This window comes from Klebsiella sp. Ech2A, assembly GCF_030078455.1.
Classification (GTDB): Bacteria; Pseudomonadota; Gammaproteobacteria; order Enterobacterales; family Enterobacteriaceae; genus Klebsiella; species Klebsiella terrigena.
Window position 1 is genome coordinate 38,070 of record NZ_JAQGFU010000016.1, and the last position, 16,312, is coordinate 54,381.

At 58.5% G+C, this 16,312-nt stretch carries 16 protein-coding genes; 3 read left to right on the plus strand and 13 right to left on the minus strand.

Going from position 1 to position 16,312, the window contains the following annotated elements; translation table 11 throughout:
- Window positions 1–229 precede the first annotated feature (229 nt).
- Window positions 230–1,012, minus strand: coding sequence for a lysine/arginine/ornithine ABC transporter substrate-binding protein ArgT (gene argT, locus PFH44_RS06100; protein WP_045856090.1), 783 nt, complete (start codon window positions 1,010–1,012; stop codon window positions 230–232).
- Window positions 1,013–1,060: 48 nt separating this feature from the next.
- Here argT and PFH44_RS06105 point away from each other — a divergent pair, with 48 nt between their 5' ends.
- Complete coding sequence (locus PFH44_RS06105; RefSeq protein ID WP_161795682.1) at window positions 1,061–1,222, plus strand: hypothetical protein; 162 nt, start codon at window positions 1,061–1,063, stop codon at window positions 1,220–1,222.
- A gap of 80 nt (window positions 1,223–1,302) precedes the next feature.
- Here the strand turns inward: PFH44_RS06105 and PFH44_RS06110 are convergent, their stop codons facing one another.
- From PFH44_RS06110 to pdxB, 10 genes are all read right to left on the minus strand, one after another.
- Window positions 1,303–1,872: a UbiX family flavin prenyltransferase gene (locus PFH44_RS06110; protein WP_283824572.1), complete on the minus strand. Its 570-nt coding sequence runs from the start codon at window positions 1,870–1,872 to the stop codon at window positions 1,303–1,305.
- Between the two features lie 141 nt (window positions 1,873–2,013).
- Complete coding sequence (gene purF, locus PFH44_RS06115; RefSeq protein WP_045856095.1) at window positions 2,014–3,531, minus strand: amidophosphoribosyltransferase; 1,518 nt, start codon at window positions 3,529–3,531, stop codon at window positions 2,014–2,016.
- A gap of 33 nt (window positions 3,532–3,564) precedes the next feature.
- Window positions 3,565–4,053: a colicin V production protein gene (gene cvpA, locus PFH44_RS06120; RefSeq protein ID WP_041147709.1), complete on the minus strand. Its 489-nt coding sequence runs from the start codon at window positions 4,051–4,053 to the stop codon at window positions 3,565–3,567.
- 312 nt (window positions 4,054–4,365) lie between these two features.
- On the minus strand, window positions 4,366–5,076 hold the full coding sequence (dedD, locus tag PFH44_RS06125; RefSeq protein WP_045856097.1) for a cell division protein DedD: 711 nt from the start codon (window positions 5,074–5,076) through the stop codon (window positions 4,366–4,368).
- On the minus strand, window positions 5,066–6,334 hold the full coding sequence (gene folC / locus PFH44_RS06130; protein ID WP_283824573.1) for a bifunctional tetrahydrofolate synthase/dihydrofolate synthase: 1,269 nt from the start codon (window positions 6,332–6,334) through the stop codon (window positions 5,066–5,068). Before folC ends, dedD begins: the two co-directional genes overlap by 11 nt.
- A 131-nt stretch (window positions 6,335–6,465) precedes the next feature.
- Window positions 6,466–7,380 carry an acetyl-CoA carboxylase, carboxyltransferase subunit beta gene (gene accD / locus PFH44_RS06135; protein ID WP_041146597.1) on the minus strand — a complete coding sequence of 305 codons (915 nt, stop codon included), beginning with the start codon at window positions 7,378–7,380 and terminating at the stop codon, window positions 6,466–6,468.
- Window positions 7,381–7,580: 200 nt separating this feature from the next.
- On the minus strand, window positions 7,581–8,240 hold the full coding sequence (locus tag PFH44_RS06140; RefSeq protein ID WP_045856102.1) for a DedA family protein: 660 nt from the start codon (window positions 8,238–8,240) through the stop codon (window positions 7,581–7,583).
- Between the two features lie 149 nt (window positions 8,241–8,389).
- Window positions 8,390–9,202 carry a tRNA pseudouridine(38-40) synthase TruA gene (gene truA / locus PFH44_RS06145; protein ID WP_045856104.1) on the minus strand — a complete coding sequence of 271 codons (813 nt, stop codon included), beginning with the start codon at window positions 9,200–9,202 and terminating at the stop codon, window positions 8,390–8,392.
- Entirely contained in the window at window positions 9,202–10,215 is a 1,014-nt protein-coding gene (locus PFH44_RS06150; RefSeq protein WP_045856106.1) for an aspartate-semialdehyde dehydrogenase, read from the minus strand. The genes truA and PFH44_RS06150 overlap by 1 nt, the downstream gene beginning before the upstream one ends.
- Before the next feature lie 62 nt (window positions 10,216–10,277).
- Window positions 10,278–11,414, minus strand: a complete 1,137-nt coding sequence (pdxB, locus tag PFH44_RS06155; protein WP_076945809.1) for a 4-phosphoerythronate dehydrogenase PdxB — start codon at window positions 11,412–11,414, stop codon at window positions 10,278–10,280.
- A 109-nt stretch (window positions 11,415–11,523) separates the two neighbouring features.
- Here pdxB and flk point away from each other — a divergent pair, with 109 nt between their 5' ends.
- Window positions 11,524–12,507: a flagella biosynthesis regulator Flk gene (gene flk / locus PFH44_RS06160; RefSeq protein ID WP_283824574.1), complete on the plus strand. Its 984-nt coding sequence runs from the start codon at window positions 11,524–11,526 to the stop codon at window positions 12,505–12,507.
- 97 nt (window positions 12,508–12,604) lie between these two features.
- Here flk and PFH44_RS06165 read toward each other — a convergent pair whose 3' ends face one another.
- Complete coding sequence (locus tag PFH44_RS06165) at window positions 12,605–13,780, minus strand: MFS transporter (protein WP_283824575.1); 1,176 nt, start codon at window positions 13,778–13,780, stop codon at window positions 12,605–12,607.
- Window positions 13,781–13,890: 110 nt separating this feature from the next.
- On the minus strand, window positions 13,891–15,108 hold the full coding sequence (gene fabB, locus PFH44_RS06170) for a beta-ketoacyl-ACP synthase I (protein ID WP_045856114.1): 1,218 nt from the start codon (window positions 15,106–15,108) through the stop codon (window positions 13,891–13,893).
- A gap of 158 nt (window positions 15,109–15,266) precedes the next feature.
- Here fabB and mnmC2 point away from each other — a divergent pair.
- The coding region (mnmC2, locus tag PFH44_RS06175; protein WP_283824576.1) for a tRNA (5-methylaminomethyl-2-thiouridine)(34)-methyltransferase MnmC2 at window positions 15,267–16,312 on the plus strand (1,046 nt) is incomplete at its 3' end.

The window sequence follows — 16,312 nt, forward strand, 5'->3', positions numbered from 1 at the left end:
CTGTCATTCTAATGGGTTTATTAGAAGTACTTAAGCCAGTTATCGTGCCACTTTTCTCCCCGATATGGCAAAACTTTCTGCGCCGGGGAGCAAATTTTTTCGCATCAGAAACGCTTAACTATGCATTTTTTGCACCAAAAGGAGACGCCGACACGACGAATGCACCAATAGGGGGCATCGATAGCTATCGCCACGCTAAAGGGCCCGGTATACCGGGCCCGCGGCATGCTTAGTCACCGTAAACGTTAAAGTCGAAGTACTTCTTCGCCATCTTGTCGTAGGTGCCGTCTTTACGCATTTCGCCCAACGCTTTGTCGAAGGCGGCCTTCAGCTCGCCGTCCGTCTTACGCAGGCCAATGCCGGTGCCATCACCGAAGAACTGTTTGTCTTTGACTGAGGGACCGGCAAAGGCGAAATCTTTACCTGCAGGCTGTTTGAGGAACCCTTCGCTGGCGGCTACTTCATCCTGCAGCGCGGCGTCAAGGCGGCCGGCGGCGAGGTCAGAATAGATCAGGTCCTGGTTCTGATAGGCCACCACGTCTACGCCTTTACTGCGCCAGCGTTCGTTACCGTAAGACTCCTGAGTAGAGCCCTGCAGTACGCCAACGTGCTTGCCCTTCAGCGACTCCAGGGTCGGCTGGATGGGGGAGCCTTTCGGCGCAATCAGACGGGAGTCTGCGGCATACAGCTTGTCAGAGAAGGCTATCTCCTGCTGACGTTTTTCGGTAATCGATAATGAAGAGATGATGGCGTCAATTTTCTTCGCCTTCAGCGAAGGGATCAGTGAATCAAAATCACTCCCTACCCAGGTACATTTTACCTTGATACGCGAACAGAGTTCGTTACCCAAATCGATGTCAAAGCCGACGAAATCACCTTTGGCGTCCTTAGAGGAGAATGGCGCGTAGGTGGCATCGGTACCGATGCGGATGCTTTGCGGCAGAGCTGCAAAGACGCTGGAAGCACTGCTAATTCCCATAATTAAAGAGAGGGCCAGGATCGTCTTCTTCATACAATACCCTTAAGTGTCGTGATGTTGTTATGCGGTGCGTTGTTAGTTATGTGTAGTGCCGACGTATCCTGCAGTTTTTGTGCCATTTTCTCAGTGCGTGCTGGAAACAGCGTTAAATTTGTTAATATAAAGTTGCAGGATTGTCTTGAAAGGGAAGATACCAGTATTAACGGAGAAACCGCAGCGTCGAAACGCAAAAAAACAAATTAAATGTTGAGGATTTGATCGGGGCGACAAAATTGCACCATCGGGGCGCAAAGAATCATAAAGCGCACTATTTTAGTGCGCGATCAGGCCCCCTGCCAGCGGACATACAGGTCCTGCGGCAGCGTGATATCGAACTGATCGATAACGCGATTGACCGTCTGGTTGATCACGTCGTCCAGGGTTTGCGGACGATGATAGAAGGCCGGAACCGGGGGCATGATAACCGCGCCCATTTCCGCCGCCTGGACCAGCAGACGCAGGTGTCCGAGGTGGAACGGCGTTTCGCGCACGCAGAGCACCAGCGGACGACGCTCTTTCAGCACCACGTCCGCCGCGCGGGTCAGCAGACCATCGGTATAGCTATGAACAATGCCTGAAAGCGTTTTCATCGAGCAGGGTAGTATCACCATCCCGGCGGTTTTAAACGAGCCGGAAGAGATGCTGGCGGCGATATCGCGGGCATCGTGGACGACGTCGGCCAGCCCCTGAACTTCACGCAGCGAGTAGTCGGTCTCCAGCGCCAGAGTCTGCCGCGCCGCCTGGCTCATGATCAGATGGGTTTCAACATCCGCGACATCGCGCAATATCTGGAGCAGCCGCACGCCGTAAACGGCACCGCTGGCGCCAGAAATTCCAATGATAAGTCGTTTCACGATGGTTGCCCCTTCTGCTTAGAGTCGCAGACTTTGCCGGATTATAGCACCGGACGCAAGTCCGGTGGCCCGCTAACCGGGGCCCGAAAAACAAAAAGCCCGCAGTCTGACGACGGCGGGCTTTGACAACAAAGGCGTGGTTTAGCCTTCGTTATGCATCTCTAAGTTTTCCACTTCGTTCTGACGCTGCACCGCTTTGGCATCGTCGTTACGCAGGGAGTCGAGATAATCCAGGTACTGCTGATCGACGTCCTTAGTGACGTACACGCCGTTAAATACCGAACACTCAAACTGCTGAATATCGGGATTCTCGGCCCGCACGGCGTCGATCAGATCGTTCAGATCCTGGAAGATTAGGCCGTCAGCGCCGATGATCTGCCGAATTTCATCAACTTCACGACCGTGGGCAATCAGCTCGGTGGCCGTCGGCATATCGATGCCGTAGACGTTCGGGAAGCGAATCTCCGGCGCAGCGGAGGCCAGATAGACCTTCTTCGCGCCCGCTTCGCGCGCCATCTCGATAATCTGTTCCGAGGTGGTGCCGCGAACGATGGAGTCATCGACCAGCAGGACGTTTTTATCACGGAACTCGGCGCGGTTAGCGTTGAGCTTACGACGTACTGATTTACGACGCAGCTGCTGGCCCGGCATGATAAAAGTACGGCCGACGTAGCGGTTTTTGACGAAGCCCTGACGATAAGGCTTGTCGAGAATACGGGCAATTTCCAGCGCGATGTCGCAGGAGGTTTCCGGAATCGGGATGACCACGTCAATGTCCAGATCTTCCCATTCGCGGGCAATCTTCTCGCCCAGCTTGGTCCCCATATTCACGCGCGCGCTGTAGACGGAGATCTTATCGATGAAGGAGTCCGGACGGGCAAAATAGACGTACTCAAAGAGGCACGGGTTGCTGACCGGGTTCTCCGCGCACTGGCGGGTAAACAGCTGGCCTTTTTCGGTGATGTACACCGCTTCACCCGGCGCAACGTCGCGCAGGAACTCGAAGCCCAGCGTATCCAGCGCCACGCTTTCGGAGGCCACCATGTATTCGGTACGGCCGTCGCCAATATCGCGCTTGCCCAGCACCAGCGGGCGAATACCGTTCGGATCGCGAAACGCCACCATACCGTGGCCGATAATCATCGCCACGCAGGCATAGGCGCCGCGAATCTGCCGATTGGTCGCCGCAATTGCCGCAAAGATATTGTCGGCTTCCAGCGGATAATGGCGGAAGTTATCCAGCTCGCTGGCGAAAATATTGAGCAGAATTTCAGAATCGGAGGTGGTGTTGATGTGGCGGCGTTTTTCTTCAAACAGCTTTTTACGCAGCTCGTGCGCGTTGGTCAGGTTACCGTTATGCGCCAACGTAATGCCATACGGCGAGTTAACGTAGAAAGGCTGAGCCTCGGAGGCGCTGGAGCTGCCAGCCGTAGGGTAACGGACGTGGCCGATCCCCATGTTGCCCTGCATACGCTGCATGTGGCGAGCCTCAAAAATATCGCTCACCAGCCCGTTTGCCTTACGCAAGCGGAAGCAATTATTTGCATCAATGGTGATGATGCCTGCGGCATCCTGGCCACGATGCTGGAGCACCGTTAACGCGTCATAAATCGACTGGTTGACCGGCATAACACCGGCGATACCGACAATACCGCACATACGTCTTTTCCTCGTTCAGCTACATCCCAACGCTTATGCTTTGGGCAAGAAACTTGACGAGCTCTGCAGATAGTCAAAAAACCATCTGATAACGAAACTGAACTGCGGGATAAGCTCCGACTTTTGCCAGTCTTCGCTCTTCGCCATACCGGTAAAACTATCGAGAAAGAACAGGATCGCTGAGACAATCAGCACGCCGCGGAGGGCGCCAAAACAGATCCCCAACACCCTGTCGGTACCCGACAGGCCGGTTTTCTCTACCAGTGCGCTAATCACATAGTTAACGATAGCGCCGACGATAAGCGTTGCGATAAACAGTATCGCGATAGCAATCCCATTGCGGACCATTTCGTCTTCAAAGCCCGTGAACCAGACAGCCAGGTAAGTGTAGTAATGACTGGCAACAAAGAAAGCACATCCCCAGGTTACCAGCGATAACGCTTCACGAACAAAGCCGCGGATCAGGCTTACCAGACAGGAAAAACCAATCACCGCAATAATGGCGTAATCAATCCAGACCATATACATCCTACGATTTTACGCCCTGTCGTCCGGTTCGGGGCGCATTCTAACAGAAAAAGAAAACGTTTGCGTAGGGATTTCCGTGCCCTACAGAAATAAAAATGGCGCTGAAAAAACATTCAACGCCATACTGCCTTTCGCCTCTGCAGGGCGCGTCAGGTAAGGGATTCAGCCCCTTCGCTCGCCGACAGCAAGCGGGGTGGAGGGCCCGACGGCCCACCGTTCTGCCTGCCCCTGACCGCACAAGGAAGAATGCCTCATTGCCCGGCACAAGCCTCGGCGTTCTCAACGCTATCAGACTGAATAGCAAGGCTAGTTTGGCGTGTATCCCATCACCACGCCGCTCAGACCCGACAGCTGCTTCAGATCCCCAAGCTGGCCTTTCAGCTTATCTTTCGACGCATCAGGGCCAACCAGAATACGGGTGATTTTCCCCTGCACCGGCGTTGAAGGCGACGTGTAAACCTTGAACCCGGAGGAGCGCAGCTTACCGACGATTTCGTTGACCTTGTCCGCATTTTTCAACGCGCCCAGCTGCACCACGTAGGCTCTGCCGGTCGGCGCAGGAATTTCAGCTGGCTTCGGCGCCGGCGTCTGGGCGACAGTTTGCTGCTGCTGCTGCGGCTGCTGAGGCTTCTCGACCGGCTTAGGCTGCGGCTGAGGTTGCGGCTTCGGCTGGGCCTGAGGTTTCGGCTGCGGCTTGGGCGCGACAACCGGCTCCTGGACATCGTCAAAGCTGTTATTGTTTACCGGGATGCGCGACGGATCCAGCGACGGCGCCGCCGCATTTCCGGCCCTCACCTCTTCTGCCGCCCCTTCCGGAGGCTGGGCAGGCAAGGCCTGCGTTGCCGCCGGTAGCATATCAGGCTCATCGCGATCGCCCGGTTTTGGCACCAGCGGGATCGCCGCAAACTCATCCTGATAGTGTTTTTTCTGACCGTCAAGCAGCCCCGGGAGAATAATGACCCCCAGCGCCACCAGCACAATCGTCCCGACTAAACGGTTCTGAAACTTACTCGCCACCGATTCTCCCCGCGTCTATTTCTTCCATTACGTGCGCTACCGTGTGGAATGAGCCACACACCAGCACCGTATCTTCAGGTCCGGCATCGGCCATGGCCGCATGCCATGCTTGAGCGACGTCTGCGCAGGCTCTCCCCGTACGCAAATGCTCCAGCAGCTGCTCCGCCGTAGCTCCACGCGGCCCTTCCAGCGGCGCGCAGTACCAGCAATCAATCTCAGCCATCAGGTTTGCCAGCGTACCGGCAATATCCTTATCATGCAGCATACCAATAACCGCCAGCACGCGCCCCGTTTTCGGCAGGCTTTTGAGACGCCCGGCCAGATACGCCGCCGCGTGCGGATTATGGGCAACGTCGAGGATCACGCGCGGCGCCTCGCCAATTATCTGGAAACGCCCGGGCAGCATCGCCTGCCTAATGCCGTCGCGAATCGCCTGCTCGCTCACCGTCAGCCCGCTGGCGCGCAGTGCGGCAAGCGCCGTAGCCGCATTCGGCATGGGTACCTGAGGCAGCGGCAGTACCGCCAGCGTCCCCTGCTGGTCGCTGAAACCCCACCCCTGCTCGCCGCTCGCGTAGCGCCAGTCGACGCCGCGACGCCGCAGCACCGCGCCTTTTTCGGCCGCAACGTCGGCGATGGTATGGGGCATATCCGGCTCACCGACGATGGCCGGCCGGCCTGAGCGGAAAATACCGGCCTTTTCGCGACCAATGCTTTCGCGATCCGGCCCCAGCCAGTCGGTATGATCGAGCGCAATGCTGGTCACCACCGCCACGTCGGCATCAACGATATTTGTCGCATCAAGGCGACCGCCGAGCCCGACCTCAAGGATAACGACATCCAGCTGCGCCTGCTTAAACAGCCACAGCGCGGAGAGCGTACCGAACTCAAAATAGCTCAGGGAGATTTCACCGCGCGCGGCTTCGATTTCGGCGAAAGAGGCGGTATGCGCCGCTTCCGGCAGCTCCTCTCCCTGCACGCGAACGCGTTCGGTATAGCGCACCAGATGCGGGGAACTGTAGACGCCGACCCTATAGCCCGCCGCCATCAGCACCGACTCCAGCGTACGGCAGGTGGTCCCCTTACCGTTGGTTCCCGCCACCGTAAAGACGAACGGTGCGGGTTTCACTACCGCCATCCGTCCGGCAACTTCGTTCACCCGCATCAGCCCGAGATCGATAGTTTTGCTGTGCAGATGCTCCAGATAAGAAAGCCACGTAGCCAGGGGCGACGTGGCCTGAGGAATAGGTTCTTTTTCCATGATGTCCGCAAGAGTTAACGGTAAATACGCTCATCCTTCAGCGTGCCGCAAAGCGGTCAGGTCAGGATGATGTCGCGTAGCTATTTGAATATAAAAAAAGGGCAGCACCGTCAGGCCTGCCCTCTGCATTATCAGGCCTCTGGTTCCTGATCCGGTACCGGCGGCACCGCGTCGCCTTCATGAGGAACCTCCGGGCACGGTGCCGGGAGATTCATCAGCTTCGCCAGAATACTGGCCAGCTTCAGGCGCATTTCAGGGCGACGTACGATCATGTCGATCGCCCCTTTTTCAATCAGGAACTCGCTGCGCTGGAATCCTGGCGGCAGCTTTTCGCGTACGGTTTGCTCGATAACGCGAGGACCGGCAAAGCCGATCAGCGCTTTCGGCTCCGCGATGTTGAGATCGCCGAGCATCGCAAAGCTCGCCGATACGCCGCCCATCGTCGGGTCGGTCAGCACCGAGATATACGGTAAACCGCGCTCCTGCATTTTCGCCAGCGCGGCTGACGTTTTCGCCATCTGCATCAGCGACATCAGCGCTTCCTGCATACGCGCGCCGCCGGACGCTGAGAAGCAAACCAGCGGGCAGTTGTCTTCCAACGCCTGCTCAACGGCACGTACGAAGCGCGCACCTACCACCGAGCCCATCGAACCGCCCATAAAGGCGAATTCAAAAGCAACGGCGACAACCGGCATGTCGTACAGGGTGCCCTTCATGACCACCAGCGCATCTTTCTCGCCGGTCTCTTTTTGAGCCGACGCCAGGCGGTCTTTGTATTTTTTCGAATCGCGGAACTTCAGCACATCTTTCGGCTCGAGCTCGCTTCCCAGCTCCACGAGGGAACCTTCGTCCAACAGGCTATGCAGGCGATTACGCGCCGACATACGCATATGGTGATCGCACTTAGGGCAAACCTCCAGGTTGCGCTCCAGTTCTGCGCGGTACAATACCTGACCGCAACTGTCGCACTTGGTCCATACACCCTCAGGAATGCTTGCCTTGCGGGTGGGAGTTATATTGCTTTTAATTCGTTCAATCCAGCTCATTGATAACCTTTCTGCCTGAACCTGGTCGATGCCAGTTTTGTCGTAAGGGGCGCATAATGCCATTTTTGACCCTTACAGACCATGAATGTTGCACATTAAATCATAACATCCCGTCACATGGGATAAAAAAGTGGTCGTACCGCTCACACTTCACTCTTCGGGCGGCGGCGCTCTGCCCGAAGAAGATGACGCTACAGAAGTTATTTTGACTGCTTCGCCGCCGCGCGCTTGTGGCGAATGATTTCAATCACTCCCGGCAGCACGGACAGGAGAATAATAGCCACAATCAGCAGCTTCAGGTTTTCCTGGACGATCGGTAAATCGCCAAACAGGTAGCCCGCGTAGGTGAACAGCAGCACCCACAGCAGCGCGCCAACAACGTTATAGGCCGCAAAATGACGATAGGACATGTGGCCCATTCCCGCCACAAATGGCGCAAAGGTTCTGACAATCGGCACGAAGCGAGCGAGGATAATGGTTTTGCCGCCGTGACGCTCGTAGAACGCGTGGGTCTTGTCCAGATAGCTGCGGCGGAAGATTTTTGAGTCAGGATTACTGAAGAGCTTTTCCCCGAACAGCCGGCCGATCGTGTAGTTCAGGGCATCGCCGACAATCGCCGCGATAACCATCAGCACCACCATCAGATGCACGTTCAGATCGTTAGTCGGCAGCGCAGACAGCGCCCCGGCAACAAACAGCAGCGAATCTCCCGGCAGGAACGGTGTCACCACCAGACCCGTTTCGCAAAACAAAATCAAAAACAGAATGGCATAAACCCAGATACCGTACTCGGCAACCAGTTCGGCCAGGTGTACATCTATATGCAGGATGAAATCAATTAAAAAGCGGATCAGGTCCATACCGTTTTAGTCCTTAATAGCAATACGTAAAATCCTTCGCGGCGCAGCCAGGCGGCCGAGCGACGGCTCCCGGAGCGCGCGCAAAAAAGCGGGCCCGGGAAAACCAGCGCGGCCGGCAAAGCGGCGGCCTGAAGGATGAGGCGTATACGTCAGTCCGCCAGAAACAGCGGGCCCATCGGCATCACCGGCAGATCGAAATGGGCCGGATAATCAACCGACACCAGATACAATCCCTCGGCTTTGGCCGTCGCGGCGGCTAGCTTCCTGTCTTTTGCCGCCAGAAGTTCTGCAATCCAGCTCTCTGGCTGGTTACCGGCCCCTACTTCCATCAGGCTGCCGACAATGTTCCTTACCATATGATGTACAAAGGCGTTTGCTTTGATATCGACCACCACATATGCGCCGTAACGCGTAACGCTAATATGCTTCACGTTGCGCCAGGGCGTACGCGACTGGCACTGCTGCGCGCGAAACGAGGTAAAATCATTCTCGCCCAGCAGGCACTGCGCCGCGCGCTGCATCCGCTCGGCGTCCAGGGGCTGGTGATAATGGGTCACCCCCTGGCTTAATACCCCCGGGCGCAGCCGGTGGTTATAGATAACGTAACGGTAGCGGCGCGCCGTTGCGCTGAAGCGCGCGTGGAACGCGTCCGGCACATGTTTCACCCAACGCACGGCAATGTCACCAGGCAGATTCGCATTCACGCCCAGCGTCCAGGCCGCGTCTTTACGCAGCGCGCGCGTTTCAAAATGCACCACCTGGCCGGTGCCGTGAACGCCGGCGTCGGTGCGGCCCGCGCAGAAGACGTTAATCGGTTCATTCGCCACCTGCGAGAGCGCCTTTTCCAGCTTCTCCTGCACGCTGCGTACTTCGTTCTGCCGCTGCCAGCCGTAATATTTACTGCCGTCGTACTCGATGCCCAGCGCGATTTTATAGACCGGCAGCTGCTCCATCTCAGACATCAGTAAAAATACTCCTGCACCAGCTTCTCGGCGATTTTGACCGCCATCAGCGCGCCGCCGAAGCGGACGTTGTCGGCAACGGACCAGAACTGAATCTGCTCCGGCATCCCGTAATCGTTGCGTACGCAGCCGACGGAGAGCTGGGTGGTGCCGGAGGCGTCGCCAACCTGAGTCGGGAACTCGTGCGCTTCGGACAGCTCGATATCTTCCCCGCGCGCAAAGGCATCGCGCGCCTCTTCTGCGGCCAGCGGGCGCATGGCTTCGAAATTAACCATCTGCGCATGGCCGTAGAATACCGGCGACTGGACCACGCTTGCGGAGATCATCAGCCCTTCGTCCTGGAGGATCTTCCGCACTTCATCGACGATACGGCGCTCTTCCAGCACGCTGCCTTCGCGATCGGGCAGCAGCGGCAGCATATTGAACGCCAGCTGGCGGCCAAAGTAATCATCTTCATCAATCGGCATGCCGTTGAGCAGCTTAGCGCTCTGCCCTGCCAGCGCGCTAACCGCTTTTTTACCGCGGGCTGAAACGGAGAGCAGGCTGGTGACCTGAATACGCGACAGGCCGCCTTCGTCAATCAGCGGCTTCAGCGCGGCCAGCAGCTGGCTGGTCAGGCTGTTGGCCACGGCAATAACATTACGATTGCGGTAATCAGCCAGTACGAATGGGTTGACGTCCGGCACGACCAGCGGAACGTCCGGCTCCAGCGCGAACAGGCCGCTGAGGTCGATAACCAGACAGCCAGCGTTAGTCGCCTCATCAACATAGGCCGCCGTAGCTTCGACGCCGGCGGCGAAAAAGGCCAGCTGGGCCTGGGTCCAGTCAAACTCCGCGGCGTCCTGTACGATGACCGACTTACCGTTGAAGCGCAAATGTTCGCCCGCGCTTTCGTTACGCGCCAGGGCGTAAATATCACCCACCGGGAACTGACGTTCAGCAAGGGTTTCGAGCAGGGCTTCGCCAACGGCGCCCGTTGCGCCCAGTATGGCAATATTCCAGCCTTCAGACATGGTGGTTTACTCCGGAAAAAAGCGACCCTGCAGGAGTATCCAACAGGGTCATTAAGAAGATATTAACGAACAGGATGATGTATGGCATTAAAGCCGAGCTGTCGCAACAGCGTCGCCGCCTGCTCATCGCTGCACTGTACGTACAGCGAAGACCATTCACGGCGTTCCTGGTAATTTTTGCGCAGCTTGTCAAATTCACCCGCAGCACCGGCCACTTTTCGCAGCGGCGCATCGTCGCGACGCACATCATACACCAAATGGACCAGCCTTTTCAGGGTTGCCTGATCGAGCGCGCCGTGGAGGGTGATACGGCCAAACTCCGGCGCCGGCAGCAGGGTATCCAGCGCAACCTGCTGCGGATGACCGATAAACGCGCTGTAGGCTTCAAACACCTGGGTCGTCCCGCGCGCTTTCCCTTCAAGGGTATAGCCCGCGATATGCGCGGTACCGATATCCACGCGATCCAGCAGCTCAAGGTTAAGATCCGGCTCCGGCTCCCAGACGTCCAGCACCACGCTCAGCGGCTGCCCGGCCTGCAGGCACTTCAGCAGCGCGCCGTTATCCACCACCGGACCACGGCAGGCGTTAATTAACACCGTTCCCGGCTTCAGGCGGCTAATCAGCGCCTCATCCGCGAGGTGCAGCGTCTTGTACTGCCCTTCTTTATATAAAGGCGTGTGGAACGTCAGCACATCGGCCTGCTGAACCAGCTCGTCGAGGCTGCGGAAATCGCCCTCATCACCGCGATCCGCGCGCGGCGGATCGCAAAGCAGCGTTTTAATCCCCAGCGCTTCAAGACGTTTTTGCAGCCGTCCGCCGACGTTGCCCACCCCGACGATCCCAACGGTACGATCGGTCAGCGCAAAGCCGTCGCGCTCGGCCAGCATCAGCAGCGCCGAGAAAACATACTCAACTACCGCAATCGCGTTGCAGCCCGGCGCGGCGGAAAATCCGATCCCCGCCTGCTGGAGCCACGCCTGATCGACATGATCGGTGCCCGCGGTCGCGGTGCCGACGAACTGAATAGCCTTACCGGCAAGCAGCGCTTCATTGACTTTAGTGACGGAGCGGACCATCAGCGCGTCGGCATCGGTCAGCGCTTCAGCCGGAATTGGGCGGCCGGGGACCGCCCTCACCTCGCCCAAACGGCTAAAAAGCTCACGGGCATAGGGCATATTTTCATCAACGAGGATTTTCACGGTTCAGTACCTGTCTGAGAACGAGAGTAAACCGGGGAAGTGTGCCATAATCTCGCCGCCAGGAACATCATCACCGGGCCTCAGTACAGTAATACGGAAAGGATTAATCATGACACAACCCGTTTCAGGTATGTCCGATCGCCCTCCGGGGACGGCTCCCTCCGGTGCGCCCGTCGCCGGGGAGCTTTCGCTGACCACCCAACAACGCACCGTTCTCGAGCGACTGATCACCCGCCTGGTGGCGCTAACATCGCAGCAGAACGCGGAAGTGTGGGCCGGAATCAAGCACGATCTGGGACTGAAAGGCGATGCGCCGCTGCTGGCATGCCACTTTGCCGCCGCCGAAAGTCACCTGAACCAGCGCCTGACCGTTGCGCAGCAAAACCATCGCCACCGTCAGACTCTGGCGCAGCTCGGCGAGCTGCTGAGCCAGGGCAACAACCGTCAGGCGGTGAGCGATTATATTCGCCAGAATTATGGGCAAACTACGCTACACGCGCTGACCCAGCAGCAGCTTGAGAACGTGCTGCAGCTGCTGCAAAACGGCCGGCTGTCGATTCCGGCGCCCCAACAGCGTCAGCCTACGCTGCGCCCGCTGCTGCCGGCGGAACACAACACGCTGAATCAGCTGGTGACCCGCCTTGCCGCCGCAACCGGCGAGCCCGGCAAGCTTATCTGGCAATCGATGCTGGAGCTGTGCGGCGTGAAAACCGGCGAGCTGATCCCGGCAACGCATTTTACCCCGCTCTCCTACTGGCTTCAGGCGCGGCAAACGCTAAGCACCCAGGCCAGCCCGACGCTCAACTCGCTGCAGGCCGCGCTGAAGCAGCCGCTTGAAGCGCAGGAGTGGCAGAAGATCGCCGATTTTGCCCGCAATAGCTGGCAGGTGACGCCGCAGTCGGCGCTGAGCTCCAGCCAGGTACTGACGCTGTTAAACAAAGTTTTCGTGCTGCGGGTGGCGCGCGCCCAGGAAACCCTGGCGATCCCCTCGCTGCAAACGGAGGCCACCCCGCTCTGCGTGCGGCTCAAAAAGCCGTGGCTTATCCTGCTGGCGCTGGCCGCGCTGGCGCTGATATGGCTGATGGTTGCGTAGCGCCTGCCGCCAGAGAAACGGGGCGGCTAATGTCACCGTTACGGTAACGCCCGCGCAAGGCGGCCGGCCCTCACTCACCGAGGGCCGAGCCATAGGCCTACTTGCGTAGTGATACCAGGGTGACGACGATACCCAGCGCGGCGCAGACCGCCGCCGCCAGGAAGACGGACGAGTAGCCCAGAGACGTCGCCAGCAGTCCGGCCAGCGGGCCGCTAATACCGTATGAAATATCCTGGAACGCCGCATAGCCCCCCAGCGCGGTGCCCCGCACCTGTGGCGGAACGCGCTTCACCACCTCCACGCCCAGCGACGGGAAGATAAGCGAGCAGCCGCAGCCGGTCAGCGCGGCGCCGGCTAAGGCGGTCCAGGCATCCGGCGCCAGCCACAGCAGCGTCAGGCCAGCGGCCTCAATCAGCAGCGAGACCGTCGCCACCTTCACCCCGCCGAAGCGATCGGGCATCCAGCCAAACAGGATGCGCATCAGCACGAAGGCGCCGCCAAAAGCGGTCAACGTAAAGCCGGCCATCGCCCAGCCGTTGCTGGCAAAATAGAGCGAGACGAAGGTACCAATCACCGCAAATCCGACGCCCTGCAGGCCAAGGCCAATCCCCGGACGCCAGATCATACCGACAACGCTCCACAGCGACGGACGTTCGCCGCCGTGCGCCGGAACCTTGCGGACCGTGCCGTTAATGGCGAGGGCAAGGAGCGGCAGCGCCATGGTGACGCAGGCCAGCACGGCAACGCCGTACTGCGTGTAAATCAGCAGCCCCAGCGGGGCGCCGGCCGCCAGCGATCCGTAGATGGCCATTCCGTTCCATGACATGACTTTCCCCGAGCGCGTCGGCCCGACGAGGCCCAGCCCCCAGCTCAGGTTACCGGTTAGCAGCTGGCTTTCGCCAAAGCCAAGGATCAGCCGGCCCAGCACCAGCAGCGCAAATTTCGCCACAATCGATACCGGCAGGAGCGCCGCCAGCAGCCACGCGGCGCCGGCCAGCGCGCAGGCGAGCATCCCCTGCAGCACCGAGCGTTTCGCCCCGTACTGGTCGGCGAGGCGACCGGCGTAGCCTCGCGTCAGAACCGTCGCCAGAAACTGTATTCCAACGGCGATGCCAACCATCGTGTTGCCAAAACCGAGCTCGTGGTGCACAAAAAGAGGGATCACCGGCAGCGGAAGGCCGACGGTCATGTAGGTCAGAAAGACGGAGAACGTAATGCGAAATAGCGAAATATTCGCCGAAGAGAGATTCGTTGTTTTTGTCGCTGCGGACATGCTTTACTCCAGTTCGCAGAATAAGACGAGGTGAGTGTACCTCCCTGCGCCAGGCTCTCTCAATAATGCAAAAAGGGAGCCTGCTGGCTCCCTTTTCAATTACTGACTGACTATGCGTCGTGTTTACGCATCACCAGGGTGGCGTTGGTGCCGCCAAAACCGAAGCTGTTGGACATCACGGTGGTCAGCGCACGTTCGGTCGGCTTAGTCACGATGTTCAGGCCTGCGGCCTGCTCGTCCATCTCGTCGATGTTGATGCTTGGGGCGATAAAGCCGTGTTCCAGCATCAGCAGAGAGTAGATCGCTTCCTGTACGCCAGCGGCGCCCAGCGAGTGGCCGGTCATCGCTTTCGTTGCGGAGATTGCCGGGCTGTTATCGCCGAAGACTTCACGGATTGCGCCCAGCTCTTTCACGTCGCCAACCGGCGTTGAGGTACCGTGGGAGTTCAGGTAATCAATCGGGGTGTCAACGCCCTGCATCGCCATGTGCATGCAGCGGACTGCGCCTTCGCCAGACGGGGCAACCATGTCGGCGCCATCGGACGTTGCGCCGTAGCCGACGATTTCCGCATAAATGTGTGCGCCGCGCGCCAGAGCGTGCTCCAGCTCTTCAACGACAACCATACCGCCGCCGCCAGCGATAACGAAACCGTCGCGGTGCGTATCATAGGTACGGGACGCTTTGTCCGGAGTTTCGTTGTATTTGGTGGACAACGCGCCCATTGCGTCGAATTCGCAGGCCATTTCCCAGCACAGCTCTTCGCCGCCGCCGGCAAAAACGATATCCTGTTTGCCCAGCTGAATCTGCTCTACGGCATTGCCGATACAGTGTGCGGAAGTCGCACAGGCGGAGCTGATAGAGTAGTTGACGCCGTGGATTTTGAACGGCGTGGCCAGGCAGGCAGAAACGGCAGAGGCCATCGCTTTGGTCACCACGTACGGGCCAACGGCCTTCAGGCCGCGCGGGCTACGCATCGCATCTGCGCCAAACACCTGGTATTTTGAAGAGCCGCCGGAACCGGCGATCAGACCGACGCGCGGGTTATTTTGATAAACTTCTTCTTTCAATCCAGCATCTTCTACAGCCTGCTGCATTGAGAGATAGGCGTAGATGGAGGCATCGTTCATAAAGCGAACCACTTTACGGTCGATCAGACCGGTGGTATCCAGCTTAACGTTGCCCCATACGTGGCTGCGCATACCTGAATCTTGAAATTCCTGAGAGAAAGTGATCCCTGAACGTCCTTCACGCAGAGATGCCAGGACTTCCTGCTGGTTGTTACCGATGCTGGAAACGATGCCCAAGCCAGTAATAACTGCACGTTTCATTCAATACCTCTGTAAGTCGCACTATTTTAAGTTTCGAGTCGCACAATAGCGTACACTTGTACGCCGAACAAGTCCGATCAGCCATTTTGTGTATAAATTTGCGCCTCCCGGCACACATCGTTAAGATCGTTCTACGCCTTGAGATTCGAGTAACTTACGTGAAACAAAACGCCATACAACCTGCCAACCTGGAATTCAACGCTGAGGGTACACCTGTTTCCCGAGATTTCGGCGACGTGTACTTTTCCAATGACAACGGTCTGGAAGAGACCCGCTACGTTTTTCTCGGCGGCAACCGCCTCGGTGAACGCTTTCCCGTTCATTCCCAGCCGCTGTTTGTGGTGGCGGAGAGCGGATTCGGCACCGGCCTCAACTTCCTTACGCTGTGGCAGGCGTTCGACGTTTTTCACCGTGACTACCCCGAAGCTACCCTGCAAAGATTACATTTCATCAGTTTCGAAAAATTTCCGCTCACCGCCGCCGATCTGGCCCTCTCCCACCGGCACTGGCCGGAGCTGGCTCCGTGGGCGGAGCAGCTGCAGGCCCAGTGGCCGCTGCCCGTTGCCGGCTGCCACCGGCTGCTGCTTGACGACGGACGCGTGACCCTCGATTTATGGTTCGGCGATATCAACGAGCTGACCCTTGAGCTTGATGACTCCCTCAACCAGCAGGTCGACGCCTGGTTTCTCGACGGGTTTGCGCCGGCAAAAAACCCGGATATGTGGACGCCAGAGCTCTTCGCGGCCATGGCCCGGCTGGCAAAACCGGGCGGGACCCTGGCGACCTTTACCTCCGCGGGCTTCGTGCGTCGCGGCCTGCAGGAAGCCGGCTTCACCATGCATAAGCATAAAGGCTTCGGCCGCAAGCGAGAGATGCTGATCGGCGAGATGAGCCGCGAGCTGAACCTGCTCGCGCGCGCGCCGTGGTTTGCCCGCACCGCCAGCGAAAAACGCGAGGTGGCGATTATCGGCGGCGGGATTGCCAGCGCCCTGCTGTCGCTCGCGCTGCTGCGCCGCGGCTGGCAGGTGACGCTCTATTGCGCCGACGATGCCCCCGCCAAAGGCGCATCCGGCAACCGTCAGGGAGCCCTGTATCCTTTGCTCAGCCAGCACGACCCGGCCCTGACCCGCTTCTTCCCCGCCGCATTTACCTTCGCGCGCAGGATTTACGATGCGCTGCCGGTCACCTTCGACCATCAGTGGTC